Genomic DNA, 18,898 nt, shown 5'->3' with positions numbered 1-18,898 from the left:
GTGACGGTCGCTGAACTCACCTCGGTTCGATAAAGCTTGCCGTTGGAGTCCTCTTCAGGATCGCAATCGCGTCGATGCTCGCATCGGAAAAGCTGCATTGAACCGAGGTGTGGGCAGTCCTAGGGGGAATGCTCCAAGGACACGTTCTTCAGACGCTCACCTCTTCCTTGCGATCGATGGTTGTAACAGCACCAGCTGTCGATGGTGATGTGTCGGCCGTCTGCTTTGCTCGCTGCTTGTGTTCCCGTTCGGCGCGCATCATGATCCGCGCGACACCAAGTCCCAGCGGGGCCAGTAAGGTTCCGGCTGTCATCACGCCTGACATCAGCGCACCGTTGACACCTGGAATTCCCACATCGCTGCCGGTCAGATACAGATTCTTGACCGATGTCTTCACTGGCCAGCGGTCGCGATACAGTCGATGTTGATTGCAAACGCTGCCGTAGATCGTGCCGTGCCAGTGGTCGGTAAAGGTTTTTACGGTTAACGGAGTGGAGAGTTCTTGGTAGTCGATCAGCTCGCGAAAGCCGGAAAAAAACAGCTCCACGTGATCCAGTAACGCCTCGGCCGTCGCGGCTTTCTTCTGTTCGTAGTCCTCGCCGCGACGCTTCCATTTCGTGTTGTCCCACCGCGACCAGTGTCGGTCCTCGCTGAAGCTGATGATCTGCGCGGTGTGCGGTTCCTGTCCTGGATTGCGCAGCGAACCGAAACCGAAGTAACATCCATCGACCTGTTCGGGATTGTTCGGATCGGCTTCCAAGTTGTGGTCGGTCCGCGCGTACAACCAATAGTTGCCGGCGTCGAAGCCATGCTTCCGCGGATCCTCTTTCAGCCCCAAGTACAAGACGTTGACCGATGGGCCAGGCGTCATTCGCGCGATGCGTTTACGCTCGCGGATGCCATGCCCTTCGGGGCACAGTTTCCCAAACGTGATCACGCCACCAGCGTTCGAGATCACGATCGGTGCTCGGTAGGTCACTTCCTTCTCTTTATGAATCGCCACAACACCTGTCGCTTTCCCATTTTCGATCAGGATGTTTTTCACCGACCGATTGATCAAACAGGTTCCACCACGGTCTTCGATCACTTTTTTTGTATGCTCCGCCAGCACCGTTCCACCGCCGGCGGGAAAGTAGCCGCCGTTGAGGAAGTCGCCGCTGACGATCCCATGAAAGGCGAAGCTGCTGTCCGACGGCGGCGTCCCAAAGTCGGGCCACTGAGCTGCGATCACCGCGCGGAGAAACGGATCCCGGAATTGCTTGGCTAGATATTCTCCCGTGTTCATCGTCGCCATCCGGCGTCGAAACATCGTCAACAGCGACGCCATCCAATCGGGCAGCGTCTTGCCGACGTACCAACGGACCATCCAGTCGCGCATCTTTTGAATGTCGCGGAAGTATTGTTCCAACGCAGCTTGTTCGTCGGGGAAACGTTTCACGAGCGCTGCGAGAATATCGGGCTGGTTGTCCGGGAGATCAAACGTCTCTTGAGGAAAGACGAAGTGTTCGAAGGGATCGCCCAGCGAGTTCCATTGAATCCCGCCGCCGGTGACAAAGTCCATCACCTGGCGGGTTTGCGATCCATATTGCATCTCGCCGACGTAGTGGACTCCGGTATCCCATTCGTGATGCTTGCGGCGGAAGCAGTGCGTAAAGCCACCCAGCTTTGAGTGGCGTTCCAACACCAGCACGCGTTTTCCAGCCATCTGCGCCAACAGGCTGGCGGTCGCCAGTCCGCCCAAGCCCGAACCGATGATGATGGCATCGTATCGATCTGTCTGTTCGTTTTTCATCGGGTTTCATCGACCTCGGAAGAGAAGTTGTACAGACGCGAGATTGTCTGCGAGGCATCACGCCGGATCGCATCACCGCGCGGGCGACGCTGTTTTTGCCAGACGATCGTTTTGCCACGCGGCAGGCCAACGACCTCGCCACGGGTGGCCAGATGGTTCATGTAGCCGACCGCTTCGGGGAACAGCAGCGTTCGTTCTGCAAGGCTTAACGTCCGTCGATAGATCGCCGCCAGGCAATCGATCGCCGTCCGAGGACGCTGCAAATGTTCCAGCAACCGAGACGCGACCGCTTCTTGGCTGGCGATCATCTGCCGAGATCGAATCGCGATTCCCGTGAACGGAGTGTGGTGTCCGGGCAGGCAGATCGATCGGTCGTCGATCCGTTCTCCAATACGGCGGCAGGTGTATCGCCAGGCGGCGATGGGATCCAGATTGGGGTGGTCCGCGGGAACGTTCAGGTTCGTCGACATACCGGGCAAGATCTGATCGCCGCTGATCACCAGCCCGTCGTTGGAGCAGAGCGTCAGGTGATCGACCGCGTGCCCGTTGCCAACGATGGCTCTCCAGCAACGTCTTCCAATTTGTAAGGTTTCCCCGTCGGCGATGACGCTGGTCGCGTTGGGCAACATAGCCACCGCATCGGCATACCGTCGCTTGGGACGTCGGATGAAGGCAGCCAATTCCAGATCCTTCATGCCGGATAGTACCGCAAAATCGATCTCTTCGGGCGTCCGCAGCAACGTCTTGTCGTGCAACATGCGACGCGCCACGGCGAGGGTGCCTCGCGTCGCCACGATCTCGGCTCCTTGCTCGGCGAACCAGCCCGCCAGCCCGATGTGATCGGGATGGTGGTGCGTCATCACAACGCGGCGAACCGTGCCGCAGCTTGATTTTAAAAATCGAAGTGCCTCCGTCAAAGCCTGCAGTGTTTGCGGCGCGTTGGTTCCGGTGTCGACCAACACGATGCCATCGCGATCTTGCAACGCATAGACATTGACATGCCCCGGACCCGCAGCAACGGGCAGACGAATCCACCAGACGCCTTCGGCGACCTGCCCCGCGGTACCGGTTGCGGGAGCGATGGCGTCGATCGCGCGAACTGCTTCCACCGTCGTGGGCGCAGCGTCGGCATGGTGCTGCGATTTGGCAGCTTCTTCGGATGTCGGCAGGCGTTGGGTTCTTTGCATTGGGAAATCAAAATCAGGCGGATTGTCCGGCGACCGAAACGATCACTTTGCCACTGCGGCCCGGTTCTTCGGCGCGAGCCAGCGCGGCGGCGATCTCATCCATCGCGAAGGACGAATCGACTTCGAATTGCAGCGTCTTTCGTGCGATCATCTCGCTGATCGCGTCGTAGAGTGCCGTTCGCTGTGGCAAGGTCATGCGATTCAAACGCTTGGAAAGCCAGAAGCCCTCCAGGCGGATGCCGCGGAAGATCAACTGGTCGCCGCCGACGCTACACTCCTCGCCCGACAGCATTCCATAGTTGACGATCGTTGATCCTTCGCTAAGACACGCGGCCAAGCGACTGGTGCTTGTTCCGGCGACAGCATCGAGTCCCAGTCGCAAGGGTTGGTTCTTGATCGCTTCGCGGACGCGTTGTTCCAACTGGGGCCCGTCGACAACCGCGACATCGCCACCGAAACGTTTGACGTGGTCGATCGATTCGGGGCGTCGTACGACATTGATCGTCCGCAGTCCTTGGACCCGCGCGATCTGCATGATGCAGCGACCGACGCTCGATAGCGGCGCGTTCTGAATCAACCAATCCTTGGGCTTCAATTGACCATCGTGCTCTAACAACAGTAGCGCCGTCGCCGGATTCACTTTCATCAACGCAAACTGATGCAGATCCCCGTCGGCAGGCAATTTGTGCACGGCCGCGGCGGGGACCTTTCGCTGTTGAGCCCAGTTGTTGTTGGCGGTCACCATCACGCGGTCGCCGACTTGCAAATCTTTGACAGCTTCGCCGCACCGCGCCACCCGTCCGACAGCTTCCATCCCGATCGCGGCGGGCAATTTGGGAAGCGATCCGTAGCGGCCCGCCAATGTCGCCAGGTCGGCTGGGTTGATCGGGAACGCTTCGATGTCGACAACCACCTCCCACGCCGACGGTTCCCCCACCGCATCGACGGTCACGCATTTGGCGACTTGGCTTGGCGGGCCAAATTTTTCAAATCGAATCTGTTTCATGCCGGACACTAGAACACCCCCTTCGACTTCGGTGCGACTCGCAAATTGTCGACGATGCACTGGATCGTGTAATCGAGTTGTTCGTGCGTATGAAACGTGTTGATGAAAAATCGCAGGCGAGATTTGTCGCGAGGGACGATCGGATGCAGCATCGGGTAGACGCAGATTCCCTGTACAAACAACGCCATCGAAAGCCATAACGCCAGTTCAGAATCGCGGCACATCAGCGGAACGACTGCCGAATCGTGGCTGTTGTAAGTGTCTAGCCCCGCGGCTTTGGCACGCTCGATAAAGTAGCGGGCGTTGTCGACAAGCCGCCGCGCCCGCTCGGGTTCGGCCCGCATAATCCGCAGCGATTCCAGCCCCGCAGCGGTGTTGGCGGGGGTCGGCGCGGCGCCGTACAACAACACGCCAGGAGCGAAATACTTGAGCATCGCGATCAGCGGCCCCGGGCCAGCGATGTAGCCTCCGCACGTTCCAAACGATTTACTCAGCGAACCAAAGTAGATGTCGACGTCGTGCGGATCGAAGTCAAAATAGTCGGTGACGCCTAAACCGTTGGGGCCGATGATCCCAAAGGAATGTGCTTCGTCGACCATCAACAACGCCTTGTACCTTCGTTTGATATCGATCAACCGAGGCAGGGCGGGGATGTCGCCATCCATGCTGTAGACCCCTTCGACCAGGATCAACACGCGTTCAAATTTACCGCGGTTCTCGGCTAGCAGAGCCTCCAACGCTTCGTAGTCGTTGTGTGGAAAACCGATTCGTCGCGCCGCGGTCATCTTGCAGCCGGCCAACGCCGAATTGTGGATCAGTTCGTCGTAGAGGATTAAATCTTTGTTGCGACACAGATAACCGATGGCAAACGTGTTGGTGCTGTATCCGCCGACCGACAGCACGGCATCTTCGGTTCCCAGAACCTCGCAGATCTCTGTTTCAAACGCACGGTGCAATTCGATCTCGCCGGTGATCGAACGCCCCGAACCGGTGCTGGTTCCAAAAGTGTCGACCGCTCGTTTGGCCGCCTCTTTCACACGGGCGTCTCCAGCCAGCCCGAGGTAGTTGTAGGTCGAATAGTTGATCATCTCGCGACCTTCGAGATTCACTGTCGCATCGGAAGCCGACAGCCGCTTGAGGAACTGGGTGCGTGGATATTTCTCCTTATCCAGGTACCACTCCATCGTGGTGAATTCTTTGTATTCGGGAAACTTGTCGAATTGATAGAAGGCTGGCGAAGCTTTGACTTCGCCGCGCGATTGGGGCGGTTTGTTCGCGGCGTTATCCTCTTCCGAATCGGAACTCTCCCGCCGGATCTGCATCTTCAATCGCTCGAGGCTCGATTTAACGCTCATCTTGGTTGTCCTCTTGTTGCTGCATCTTCATGTTGTGGTCTGGCGTCGCGGCGGAACCGGTCACTGGCAATTTTAGGGCAGGCGTTTACACAGGAGCGGCCGCTGTGGGATCCAGCGACGCTGCCGGTCGACTGTCCGACTTGCTTGGCAGCGAGGTTGCCGTTCCAAGGGAAGCGAGTGATCCGACGGCCAGCGATCGGATCGTGGCTTCACCGACCAATTCGAGGACCGAGACTTTTAATCCCAGCTGGCTATCGAACATTTGTTGGATCTCGGTCGCCATCAACGAATCGACTCCCAATTCGCTGACCGGCCGATCCACGGCGATCGCTTCGGGAGCCGACTTGAGGACGACGCCAACGATCTCGCGAATCAGGCCGGCAACCAGATCGATCTGGTCGGCGTCGCTGAGCCCCGAGAGTTCTTCGATCAATTGATCGCGCAAGGCGTTGTCTTGCGGTGCCGAATCGGCTTCGATCAATGCGGCAAAGCGAGGCGACTTGCCACCCAAGGTTTCGAACCTCGCCCAATCGGCCCAGGAGGTGATCAGGACCATGCCGAACTGCGTCACGTCGCGCGCGAGCCCTTGCCGCAGCAAGCCCAACGCCTCGGCCGATGGCAGCCCACGCAGACCGACATACCGCAGGAACTGCTCCAGTTTTTCATCTCGAGCGACGACGCCGACATCCGAGATCGCTCCCCAACAGACGCTTGTCGCGGGCAGCCCGATCGCCTTGCGATGATGAGCCAAACCGTTCAGGAAACCGTTGGCCGCACAATAGGCCGCTTGCCGGCTGTTGCCAACTTGATTGGCCAGCGAGGAATAGAGCACAAAGTGATCGAGGTCGAGATCCTCGGTAGCGAGGTGCAGATTCCATGCGCCCAGGGCCTTGCTGCGCAGCACGCTTTGCAGGTTGGAAAGCTCGATGTCAGCAATCGCTTGATCCATGATCACCGCTGCCGAATGGAAGACTCCTTTCAGTGCAGGCATCTGGTTTTGGATCGCACCCAACAGCGACTGGACCTGGGAAAAATCGGATGTATCACACGCTGCAGCTTGAACCGATGCGCCGAGGCTTTCGAGTTCCTGCACGAACGCTTTTTTGTCGTCATCGTCGGCGCTGGCGCGTCCGGTTAACACGAGATGCCGGGCGCCTTGTTCGATCAACCAACGAGCGGTCTTGCGGCCGAAGCCCCCAAATCCACCGGTGATCAGATAAGTTGCGTCGGCTCGCAAACGCAGATCGTCGCGTTGCACAATCGGCAGATCTTGGCCGCGGGTGTCGTAGGAGATCACAACTTGCGTTTTGGTTTCACGCAGCGGCAAAACTTGCCAAGCGACATCGACCACCGAAACTTCTAGCGCTGAACACTCGGGCGATTCGTTTTTCAGCAGCTCGCCGACAACATGCTCCAGCGCCGCGCGAAGCCGTCCCGGTTTGGCCGCCAAGACGGACAGAGCGGTTCGGGCAATCGAGGCGACGGTCGGCGGCAAGGAGAACGCTTGAGGCGTGTCGTCGGTATCGATCACCGCTCCTCCAGCGACGATTACACGTAGATCAAACGATGCCAGCCAAGCCTGCATCCCCGCGACCAGAACCGCAAAACCACGCCCTCCCGTTTCCTGCTGCACCGCGTCATGAAGGCTCTCCGGACAAGCGGGGACGATGTTGTAATTCGACGGCAGATTTTGCATGGCCGACGCTGTGTCCTGTGTCACCACCGTGACGCGAACGCCGCGGGCGGCGAGCAATTCAGCAACAGCCAGCGACATCGGGTTCGTATCGACGAGCGCCGCGTCGCCCGATTCGAGATCGATCCCATGCAGGGCACATCGTGCTCGAACACGGATCCCAACGTTGGCAACCAACTGGGGTGCATGGTCCGTCGATGGAATTTCGACCAGATGAAAGCGATCTCGGCGACCGGATAGCTGGCTAGCGAGATCGGCGGGCGCAAACCCGCAGACCTGCATCCCGGCACGCAAATCGTCGACTTCGTCGCCTGCTTCGAGAATCGTCCCGACGATTTCGATCAGCGGTTGTTCGATATGATCCGCCAATTGATCCAAAACCAAATTCAGTGGCAGCAACGACTTTTCCACGCGAACCCGCACGTCGCTGGGACCGATCGCCGGTTGGGGAGCGGCTAGAATTCGGACCGTTCCAACCTGTTCGGTATCGGGCCGCAGCGGTCGGATCAGAATCGGATGCTGATCGTCGGGGATTCGATATTCGATTCGATCGTCGTCCAGGCAAGGCGATTCCAGCAACTCGCTGGTCCAACGGGCCAGATTGCGAATCGCAACTTCGTCTTCCACGGCGTCGCACAACAGTTCCAACGCGACGGCGTCGCAGGTCGCCGAATCGGTCGATGCCGGTAGATCGACCGACGTGAACTGGAAGCCTTCGAGTTCGTTGGCGGCGACGCGAACGAATCCGTTCACAGCCGTCTGACGTGGTTCGACTGGGGTATCTTCTTCATCGACAGCAAACGCCGACTGAGTGACAACATAGGCTCGTGGTCGTTTCGTGGGATCGATCTCCAACATCGCTTGTGTCATCGTGACGAGGGCTGCGATCGATTGTTCCCCCGTCGGATCTTGCTCGGCAACCATCACGTCGAGGCTGTTGAAGAAGACGACGCCGTCCAGTTCGCCACAGCGATTTAATACCTGCCGCGCATCGTCGATCGAATCGGGACGGATACAAAACAGGCCGCCGTCGTCGACAAAGGCATCGCCAAACTCGACTCTTCCCGAAATCATCGCGCCGTAGTTTTCGATCTGCATCGAAACCTGTTGAGCCACATCGTTGGAAGCTCCCACCACCAACCAATGCCCCAGTCGCCGTGGCTCGTCGAGTGTGTCGGCGATTCGCCATTGGTAATCGAGGATCTGTCGCTTGACGACGTCGCCGAACTGGTCGGTCCGTTGAGGCCGGTTGGCGGCGGTCGCCAGTAGCGAACGGACCACGCCGACGACCTGCCCCTGGTCGTCGCAAAGGGTCAGGTCGCAAGTGATCTGCCGATCGGTTTGGGCTGTCATTTTGCCGAGGCACCAGATCGTGTCGGGCAGCGAATCGACATACAGGCAGAGTTCACCGATCTGTGTTGGCAGATAGGTTGTCTCCGAATGGACCAACAGCGACATCAACGTTTGGAAGCAACCATCCAACAGCGTCGGATGCATTTTGTATTTGGCAGGATGTTCGCGTAGCGTGTCGTCGATTTCGACCCGGGCCAGCACCTGACGATCGGTTCGACCGATGCGAAGCTCTTTGACCGCTTGGAAATAGGGCCCATACATCAATCCGACCTGCCGCAGTTCCCTGTAAAACGAATCGACATCCGCCGGCTTGGCGAACTTCGCAAGCAGGTCGGGCAGATCGATCGCCTGCGTTTGCGAATGTGGAAGCGGAGCGATCGACGCGGTGACATGGACCTGCCCCGTGCCGAGACGTCCATTTTCCAAGCTGCGGATTTGGGCGGATTGCCGGGACGCGTCGTAGGTGGTCGTGAAATCGAGTCCACGGTCGGGAGCGATGATCATCGGCGCCGCGATCTGCAAATCGCGAATCGCCAACTTCGCCGCGTCGGGGAACTGGATCGCCGCAAGTTCCAGCAGCGATTCGATGTAGGCAGCCGCTGGCAACACGGGGATGCCGGCGACGATGTGATCTCTCAAGTAGGCAACGGCTTCGTGGTCGAAGTCGTTTCGCCAAACGGGAGCCGAGAGCGCTTCTTGGGTTCCCAAAATGGGATGGATGATCGGGTTGATGCGGTCCTGCGCGGCGCGGTCGTTTTCCAACCACAATCGCTCGCGCTGCCAGGCGTAATTGGGCAACGAAACCAGTTTTCCGGTGCGATACAGGCGGGACCATTCGTATTCGCATCCGGCCGTAAAAACTCCGGCGATGGAGCGGTGAACGCTTTGGATTTCGGGCTGCTTGCGATGCAGCGTGTGCACCAACCGACATTCCTTCCCCGCGGCATTGATGCAATCGCGGAGCGCCGACGACAGCACGGGGTGCGGACCGACTTCCAGAAACGTGTTGTATCCGTCGTCCAGAATCGAATCGACCGCATCGGCAAATTCAACGGGCTGGCGGATGTTCAGCGGCCAATACGACGCGTCGAACGAAGCCTCGGTCACCAAGCGACCGGTGACTGTCGAATAGAGCGGGATCTTGGCAGCGCTTGTCTGCAAACCGGACAGCCGGCGTTCCAACGCTGCCATCAATGGATCCATCAACGGGCTGTGGTAGGGAACTTCAACGGTCAACATTTTGTTGAAGATCTCGGCCGCCGTAAATTGACGCGACAGTTCGGTCAGCGTGTCGGTGTCCCCCGCCAACGTTACGGTGTTGGTTCCATTAACAGCTGCCAGCGAAACGAGATCGCCCATTCCCGCGATTCGCTGCAACGCTTCCTGTTTGCCAATCCCGACCGCCAGCATCGAACCGGTTCCGGCCGTCGTCGCTTGCAATTGGCTGCGATGAAAACTGACAGTCAAGACATCTTCGAGACTCAGCATCCCCGCGGCATAGGCCGAACCGAGTTCACCAACCGAATGGCCGACACAGGCGGCGGGGGTGACGCCGGCGTCTTCCAACATCTCCAACAGCCCGATTTGGATCAACAGGTTCGCTGGTTGAGCGTATTGGGTTCGCGAGATCCGCGAGCTCGATTCGCCCTTGAGCATTTCGGTCAGGATCGAAAAGCCAGCGATCTCCTGGAAGAGCATGTCGGCTTGCGCGACCGCTTGCTGGTAGATATCCGATTTTCGATAGAGTTCCCGCCCCATGCCCCACCACTGCGGCCCCATCCCGGTGAAGACAAAGACACACTCGCGACGTCCTTGGAATGGCTGCGAATCGACGACGACATGCGGTGAGTCCTGCCCTTCGGCGAGCGAGCGAAGCCCTTGCCGCAATTCGTTGCGATCGTTTCCGATCACAACGGCCCGTTGGGCAAGATGCGGCCGACGCCGAGCGGCGGTATACAACACATCGTGCAATTCGACGTGATCGGCCAGGCGAGCTTCGAGGTTCCCTGCGTTAGCTCTTAAGGCTTCCGTGCTACGCGCGCTGACCGGCAACATCAGCGGCAGTTCGTGTGGATTGAGACTCGCATTTCCCGAAAGCAAAGCGACCCCATCGAGCGGCTTTCCATTACCATTACCGTTACCGTTGCCGTTGCAATGGACCGATCCGTTGCCCTGCGGATGCCCGTTTGCGTGTGACTTTCCATTGCAATGGTGTTTTGCGAGATTTGGCTGGGGGTGGTGAGCCGGCGCCGATTGCAAGATCACGTGCGCGTTGGAACCGCCGTAGCCAAACGAATTCACTGCGACACAGATCGGTTCGTCGCCGCGGCCCAATGGAATCAGATCGTCCGCCAGACGGAGCCCCAGTTTTTCAAACTCGATCGCTTCGTTGGGCGTTTGTAAATTGGCTAGCGGAGCGGCTTGGCGATAGATCGTCGTCAGCACGCCTTTGATCACGCCGGCGATCCCCGCGCACGCTTCCATATGTCCGGTGTTGCTTTTGATCGAACCGATCACGACGCGGTCTTCGCCATGGCGGCCCTGGCCATAGATTTCGCCGATCGCTTGGCATTCGGTGGGATCGCCGATCGCGGTCCCGGTGCCGTGGCATTCGACATATTTGATCTGCAGCGGATGGATCTGGTAACGCTGGCAAACCGACTGGATCAACGCGCGTTGGGCATCGCCGCTGGGCATCGAGATCCCCGCCGTGCAGCCGTCTTGATTGGTTCCCGATCCGATCACTGTCGAGAGGATTTCGTCTCCGTCGCGGAGCGCGTGTTCCAACGGCTTCAGCAGCACAACGCCCGCTCCTTCGCCACGCCCATAGCCATCGCCGCGAGCGTCGAACGATTTCGATTCGCCATCGCGCGACAAGAAGTGTCCCTTGCACATCCCCATCGGATATTCGGGGCGCATCATCACATTCACACCCCCGACGATCGCCATCTGCGCCGTCCCACGCCAGAGATCTTGGCAGGCATAGTGGAACGCGACCAATGACGACGAGCAGGCGGTGTCGATCGATAGACTGGGACCGCGAAGATCGTAGGTATGCGAGATGCGGTTGGAGAGCATCGTCATCATCATTCCAGCGGCACTGTGCTGGTTGATCTGCGAACGATTCCGCGACGACATCTGCGTGATCATGTGGTCCAACATGAAACCGCCGACGTAGACACCGACCGATTTGCCTGCTTGATCGGGCAGCGGGATCCCCGCATTTTCAAACGCTTCCCAAACGACCTCCAACATCAGGCGTTGCTGCGGGTCCATGTTCTCGGCTTCGCGCGGCGAGATCCCAAAAAACGAAGCGTCAAAGGTTGTTGGATCTTGATGAAGAAAGCCGCCACGCCGAATGTACGCCTTCCCTTTGGAGACTGGATTCGACGAATAATATCGATCGACATCCCAACGATCCGCCGGGATCGTATCGATCGCGTTGAACCTCGATTTCAGGGCTTCCCAGAGTTGCGTGATACTATCGAGTCCCTTCGGAAATCGGCAGGCCATCCCTACGACTGCAAGCGGTTGATCGGTCATTGGAAGTTCCTCTCGAGTGAATCACCTGCTGGTTTGCCGGTACGCGAACCTGCACACTGCAACACCAGCCGGCAGCTCATGTTGCATGAATGGACGGGCTGATCTCCGGCTGCTCTTGAGCCGCTGCGATCAAGACATAAACTGCGGGGACAAAAAACAATGCGATCAGGGTCGCACCGCCGACACCGCCAGCGATCGTGATCGCCAACGGCGGCCAGAAACCGCCACCGGCCAAAAACAGGGGCGTAAAACCAGCGATGGTGGTCAGAGTGGTTGCCGTGACGTGCCGCGTCGATCGCATCACGACATCGACCAACGCGTCGTGGTCGCCGGTTCGCGCCGCGGGATCCTGACGGATCGCTGCCAGCACGACGATCGAATCGTTGATCGCAACGCCGACCAAACCCATCGATCCGACGATCGCCATGAACCCAAAGGGATATCCGGAAATCCAGACGGCAAGATGGCTGATGCCGAACGAGAGACCGGCGACAACAAAGATCAACGCTGCCAACCGAAACGATCCGAAAGTCAACACCATCGCTGCGACCATCAGCACGACGATCACCACGACGCTGGCCATCAGGTTGTCGACGGCGGTGTTGCGGGTCTTCTCTTCGCCTCCAAACGAAATGCTGTACCCCGTGGGCAATTGAATGTTGGCTCTTGCGATCCTGCGTTTGAAATCGTCGATGACTGTCGAAGGCAGCATGCCCGCGGGGATGAAGCCTTGAATCTCGTTCATGCGCTGGCCATCGAGTCGCGGGATCTCGGCGCTGTCGGCTTCCAATCCGATCGTGGCGATCGCGGAGATCGGAATCGACGACCCGCTGCGCCCCGGTTGTGAAGCCAGCAGATTGATCGACGCGATCTCGGACATGCTGGAACGGCGTTGATTCCCCGCGCGGACGCGGACCGGCAACTGCTCGGTCGTTTCGACGACCGCCCCTCCGGTGCTCCCTTCGAGCGTGGTCTGCAATTGATTGGCAATCGCTTCGTGGCTGAGCCCCGCGATCCGAGCTTCGGCTTCGTCGATTGAAAACGCCACTTTGGGAACCGCTTCGTCCAACTGCACTCGGCTGTGGATCACGCCCGGCGTCGAGACCAGCAGGTCGCGGAACTCGGTTCCCAAGCGACGCAGTTGATCGAGGTCGGGGCCGAGGACGCGAACCTCGACCGGAGCATCGAAGCCGGCCCCCTGTTCCAACTGGCGGACCAAGACGCGAGCAAAAGGGCAGCGATTGTCGACCAACGCTTGCAAGTCGTGGATGATCTCGGGAGTGGCAACGTCCGTGCGAAGCTTGACGATCGCTTGTCCATACGAAGGCAGGTTCCGTCGGCTGCGAACGACGTTGTAGTAGAACGTGGGAGCGGATTCGCCCAAGAACCAATGGACTGCGTCGACCGCCGGATGCGCGGTCAACGTCTCGGTCAAACGACGCGCGGTGTCGCGCGTGTTGTGGATCGAAGCATGGGCGTTCAATTCCAGATCGATGTAGACCTGATCGCGATCGGCCGGCGGGAAAAATTGGATCGGCAAGCTTCCGACCATCAAAAATCCCAGAATCGGAGCGACCAAGCCCAGCGCGATCCCTAGGGCTGGCACGGCAAGCGACATCTGAAGCAGCGAGCGATAGGCAGCGGCTAATGGTTTGATCGCCAGCCCGCGATCGAACCACGCAAACCAATGCGACCTGTCTGGCCGAACTCTTCCCATCGCTGCCAGCGCGGGAATGATCGTCACCGCCAACAGGAAGGAACTGGCGATCGCAAGGATCACGCTGACACCAATCGCTCCCACAAACTCGCCATCGGGGCCGCGCATGATGGCGATCGGGGCAAACGACAACGCCGTTGTCAGCGTCGAACCAAACAACGGCACCAACAGATGTTGGACTGCGGCGGCGACGGCATCGGCTGGAGCGGAGCCCGCGCGAATCCGATGACTGGTTTCGTCGACCACAACGATCGCATTGTCGATCAACAGGCCAAGCGAGATGATCAACCCGGTGATCGAAATCTGGTGGATCGGAATCTCCCAAAGACGCATCCCAGTCAGGACCATCATCGACGATAGCGGGAGCGAAAAGGAGACGACCAGCGCGTTCCTCAAGCCCATCATCAAAAAGGTGATCAGAAAGACGGCCAGACATCCCAACAACAGATTCTGGCCGAGACCCGCCAAGCGTTTGTCGACGTAGTCGTTCTGGTCGAACAGTTTGTCGATGCCGATTCCTGGCGGAAGAGAGGATTCAAATTCAGCCAATCGCCCGGTGACATCGCGATTCCAGGTACCGATCTGATACTCGGAACGAACGCGAATCCCCAGCACCACCGCATCCAAGCGGTCGATCACTGCCACGTTTGTCAGCGGACGGACGACATCGCGTTGGATCTCCGCGACATCGCCCAAGTGCACGACAGGTCCGTCGTCGGAGGTCCGGATCGGCATCCCGGCGATTCGACGTTCGGAATCGAGTTCGTTGTCGATCCCCATCAATAGATCGCTGCTGGCGCCGCGCAACTGGCCGGCTGAAACTTTGGCGTCGCTGCGGGCCAATTGGTCGGCGATATCGCTGGCCGTCAACTTCAGTGCCGCCAACTCTTCCGGTTTAACCGTCACCAAGAACTCTTCGTCGGGAGCCCCATACAGATCGACCGACTCGGTTCCGGCGATGCGTTCGAGTTGTTCCTTCAGCTGTTTGGCCAGTCTGCGCAACAGCGAATAATTCGGATCTCCGTCGCGTTGCCAAGTGATCCCAACGAGCATCGCGTTCGCCTTGATCTTGACCTTTTCGAAGACGGGATCGAGCGTTCCGGCGGGTAATTCGTGGGCCACCGCGTCGATCTTGTCGCGGACCCGCGACCAAACCTCATCGACAGCGTAAACGTTGGCGTTGAGTTCGATTCCGATTGTCGACACCCCGGCGCGGCTGGAGGACGTGATCTCTTTGACCTCATCGATCTCGCGGATCGCTTGTTCGACGCGTTCGGTCACCAACGCTTCGACACGGGTCGCGTTGAAGCCTGGCACGACGGTGTTCACGATCGCAAAGCGTGGCGTCAGTTCAGGATCCTCGGCCCGCGGCAGGACGCTGTACGACGAGAGCCCTGCGACAAAGATCAGCCCCACCGCCAGCCACAGCAGTCGTCGATTCCGGTAGAAGAGGTTGGAGAGCATGGATTATCGAGGTTGGCGTTTAGCTGGCGGTCGGGGCGAGCGAAGCGATCGGACGATCCGAGCGTGGCGTGGGGACGAGGTCCAATGGTTCGGGAGGTTTTTCGGCGGGCGACATCACATCCTGCGACGCGGGTTCGGTCGCGGGGAAGGGGGCCGATTCGTCGACGTCATCAGTCGGTTCGGGAACGCGGATCGCTTGCTTGGTCGTCAGCCGATGCGTTCCGCTGGAGACGATCCAGTCGCCGGTTTCCAGCGTCCCGCGGACCAGCGCCCGTTCGCCTTGCGTTTCGATCAGATCGACATCGCGTCGCTCCGTCGTCGTGGTTGCATCGCCATCGCCGACGACCGCGAGCACCGACCACAGTCCCTGGCCGCCGCGCGAGATCGCCGCCAACGGGATCCAAAAACCATCGACCGGAATCTCTTGAGTGAACGCCAACCGAGCGACTTCGCCCGGGACAATCTGCTGCGGCGAGACGTTGTCGAGCGTCAAGACGATGGTTTGGGTGAGCGTTTGATGATCAAGGTCCGCGATCCTCGATCGGACCGTCGCATCGAACGATTGCTTGCGAACGATCACCGGCAATGTTTCGCCCGTTTGGATCGATGCGGCGATCGCTGCCGGAACACCGACCCAAACTTCCAGCGATGTGTCTTCGATGATCCGGAAGATCGTCGAACCCGGTTGGGCTATCGATCCCTCGTCGACCGACCGCTCGGTTACAAACGCGTCGTACGGGGCGACTATCTGGCTCTTTTCAATCTCGATATCAATATCTTGAATCGACGCGTCGAACTGGGCCACGATCGCCTTCTGGGCGTCCAACCGTTCCTGACGCGTACCGGCTGTCAATTCATCGAGTACCTTCTGAGCCGATTGCAATCGAGCTTCCACCGCCGTCAATGAAAAGGCCGCCTGTTCGGCTTCTTCGCGTGACGAAGCACTCGCCAGCAACAACCGCTGCCGCCGCTTGGCCATCTGGTCGGCGGCGTCGACCTGGGCGGCAAGGTCTTGAACTGTCGCACGTTGAGCGGCGATCGATTCCTTGCGCGGCCCGGCTTTCAGTTCGGCCAGGACCGCCAGCGCTTCGCGGTGCTGCGCTTCGAGCCCCAGTCGTTTGACTTTCAGTCGACGATCGCCGATCCGCGCCAAAGGCTGCCCCTTTTCGACCCGATCGCCCAGATCTGCGGAGACTTCAACGACCTCTCCCAGCCGTTCAAAACTCAGCTCGCTCTGACGCGCCGGTTTGATGATTCCGGTGAACGTTCGCTCGCGAGCGTAGCTCTCCACGCGTTGAACCTGCATCGTTTCGACCGGCAACGTCGACGCGTTTCTTGCCGCTGTGTGCGGTCGCGAGCTTTCGCCCAGTCTGCGGTCGGTTGCCGGATGATCGGAACGCTGCATCGACGACGCGGCGAGCCCGGCGCCGATCGCCACGGCGACCAACAACATCGTCGCCAAGGCAACTTGGATTCCTCCCCCGCGACGACGTCCAGCGGTCGGAAGCGGCGCTCGATAGGGGGCCTCTTGTTCGTTCATGGATCTTGATAACGTTGGATTCTGGATAGCTTTTGGGAGGGGAACGCGTGCCTACAGCGTGGCAACGACCCCACCGATCGAAAACGAGGTTGTTGGCGGGGCGGTGACGTTTGTCCAGCATGTGGGCGGAACCCAGCTTACCTAGACGTTCAGGGTTTAGCACCTGGGATAACGGCCGAAAGAAAGCAAATCCGGAAAAAAACTCAGTTTAGATAGGCATCAAAGAGTGCAAAGAATGCAGCAGCACAGCAAGAGGGGGGGGCTGGGGCGAGATTGAGACGGGGGCGGATCATGCCAATTTTAACCAGGCCTTTGTGCCGAGATAAACTATATAAAGGTCGGGACCGGACCGACCGGACCTGCGCCACTGCCGGCAGCCTGCCCGCGATCTCCAGAATCCACTGCCCCATGCTGTCGAACGAACCGAAACGCCCGATCGCTGCCGCTGCCTGCCCGATGGGTGGGCGGATCCGCGCGGTCGGTCTGGCGGCTTGGTCGATCGCTTGGCTGCTCTCGCTGGGAGGCTGCGGCTTCCTGGCTCAATGGAAGACCAACGGGCACAAGGTCGGCCCCGATCATGTCGCTCCCACTGCCGCGGTCGCCGAGCATTGGATCGATTTCAACAATCCCAAGCTGATCAGTTCGCAAAATGGTGTCGACGATGAGAACTGGTGGAAGATGTTCCGCGATCCGGAGATCGAGCAGATCGTTTCGGCCGCCAACAGCAACTACCTGCCATTGCGGATCGCGATGCTGCGAATCCAAGAGGCCCGATTGCAGCGGGCGATTGCGGTGGGCAATCTTCTGCCGCAATCGCAGGAGTTTTTCGCGGAGTTCCAGCGGATCCAAAACAGTGACAACGGGAACCAGATCGGAATCGCCGATCTCGGCAACACGTTCGACCTCTATCAATTTGGCTTTAACGCCAACTGGGAGCTGGATGTTTGGGGGCGTTTGCGGCGTCAGATCGAATCCGAAGGAGCCAAGGTGCAGGGGACGATCGAAGACCGCCGCGACGTGAAACTGTCGCTGGTCTCCGATGCGATTTCGGCTTACATCGAGATCCGTACCAACCAAGATCGCCTCGTTTTCGCTCACGCCAATATCAAAGCCCAGCAGAAAACATTGGAGCTAGCCGAATCGCGATTCAAGAACGGTTCGGTCTCCAAGCTGGATGTGACACAGGCGCGGGCCAATCTGGAAGCGACGCGGGCCGCGATCCCCGAACTGGAACGGAGTCTACGCGTTGCGAACAACCAACTGTGTGTTCTGCTGGGGCTCTCCCCACGCGATCTGATCGCGCAGATGGGGTGGGCCGGCGTCCCAAACACTCCCGATGCGATCATGGTCGGAATGCCAGTCGATCTGCTGCGTCGGCGTCCCGACATTCGCAGCGCCGAGCGGGCGATCGCGGCGCAAAGTGCGCTGATCGGCGTCGCCGCAGCCGATCTATTTCCGACCTTTTCGCTGCGTGGGACCATCAATTGGCAATCGTTCAATTTTCCCGACCTGTTCGAATCGGCATCCAATGCCGGAGCGATCATCCCCGGGGTTCGCTGGAACTTGTTGAACTATGGCCGTCTGATGAACAACGTCCAGATCCAGGAGACGCGGTTGGAACGGACGATCGTCGAATACCGCCAGGCGGTTTTGAAAGCGGGAAGCGAGGTGGAGGATGCGATGATTCGATTTGTCAAAGCGCGGGAGCAGATCGCGAGTCGCGAGCGAGCGGTTGCGGCGACCGCTGAATCGATCGAAATCGCCACGCTGCAATATGAAGAGGGGACTGTCGAATTCGATCGCGTCAACGAATTGCGTAAAGACCTCGTTCGCCAGCAAGATCTGTTGGCCCTGGCTCGTGGCGAAGCGGCCCTTGGGATCGTCGCGATCTACCGAACGCTCGGCGGCGGTTGGGGCTCGGCGGATCAAGTCGATGCAAATTGTGAGCCCTCACCGCCGCCGCCGGAGACACTCGCCCCGCAAAGCCCGACCATGACTTCGCTGGAATTGAACCCGCCGACCACAGCCGACCGATCGCCAACAGTGACCGTTCGTACGATCGGCAACAAGACGCTGGTCCCCAACAACCCCTACCAACCGCTCCATCCATCGGTCGACGCCAGGCAGCCCGTTTCTCTCGGTCGGCCCCAGCCACTGCGGTAGCAACGGCAAGCCGGTGTTCCACACCGCGACGTGAGCGCTAAGACGCTAGCCGTCGCTCAGTCCAAAGTAAGCTGGCAACGACCGA

Annotated in this window: 8 protein-coding genes; 1 reads left to right on the top strand and 7 read right to left on the bottom strand. The window is 59.2% G+C overall.

Annotated features, from left to right (window positions below; translation table 11 throughout):
- Positions 1–148: 148 nt before the first annotated feature.
- From EC9_RS24330 to EC9_RS24300, 7 genes are all read right to left on the bottom strand, one after another.
- Positions 149–1,792: a phytoene desaturase family protein gene (locus EC9_RS24330; RefSeq protein WP_145348604.1), complete on the bottom strand. Its 1,644-nt coding sequence runs from the start codon at positions 1,790–1,792 to the stop codon at positions 149–151.
- A complete protein-coding gene (locus EC9_RS24325) occupies positions 1,789–2,979 on the bottom strand; it encodes an MBL fold metallo-hydrolase (RefSeq protein ID WP_145348603.1) in 1,191 nt (396 codons plus the stop codon). The genes EC9_RS24330 and EC9_RS24325 overlap by 4 nt, the downstream gene beginning before the upstream one ends.
- 13 nt (positions 2,980–2,992) lie before the next feature.
- Positions 2,993–3,985: an MDR family NADPH-dependent oxidoreductase gene (locus tag EC9_RS24320; RefSeq protein WP_145348602.1), complete on the bottom strand. Its 993-nt coding sequence runs from the start codon at positions 3,983–3,985 to the stop codon at positions 2,993–2,995.
- 8 nt (positions 3,986–3,993) lie between these two features.
- Positions 3,994–5,340, bottom strand: a complete 1,347-nt coding sequence (locus EC9_RS24315; protein WP_145348601.1) for an aminotransferase class I/II-fold pyridoxal phosphate-dependent enzyme — start codon at positions 5,338–5,340, stop codon at positions 3,994–3,996.
- Positions 5,341–5,425: 85 nt separating this feature from the next.
- Positions 5,426–11,929, bottom strand: a complete 6,504-nt coding sequence (locus EC9_RS24310) for a type I polyketide synthase (protein ID WP_145348600.1) — start codon at positions 11,927–11,929, stop codon at positions 5,426–5,428.
- 76 nt (positions 11,930–12,005) lie between these two features.
- Entirely contained in the window at positions 12,006–15,110 is a 3,105-nt protein-coding gene (locus EC9_RS24305) for an efflux RND transporter permease subunit (RefSeq protein WP_145348599.1), read from the bottom strand.
- 19 nt (positions 15,111–15,129) lie between these two features.
- Positions 15,130–16,650: an efflux RND transporter periplasmic adaptor subunit gene (locus tag EC9_RS24300; protein ID WP_145348598.1), complete on the bottom strand. Its 1,521-nt coding sequence runs from the start codon at positions 16,648–16,650 to the stop codon at positions 15,130–15,132.
- Positions 16,651–17,058: 408 nt separating this feature from the next.
- Here EC9_RS24300 and EC9_RS24295 point away from each other — a divergent pair, with 408 nt between their 5' ends.
- A complete protein-coding gene (locus EC9_RS24295) occupies positions 17,059–18,813 on the top strand; it encodes an efflux transporter outer membrane subunit (protein ID WP_218934402.1) in 1,755 nt (584 codons plus the stop codon).
- Positions 18,814–18,898: the final 85 nt, after the last annotated feature.

Source organism: Rosistilla ulvae (genome assembly GCF_007741475.1).
GTDB lineage: Bacteria > Planctomycetota > Planctomycetia > Pirellulales > Pirellulaceae > Rosistilla > Rosistilla ulvae.
The sequence above is the reverse complement of the archived record's forward strand: the minus strand, read 5'-3'. Positions and strand labels throughout refer to the sequence as shown.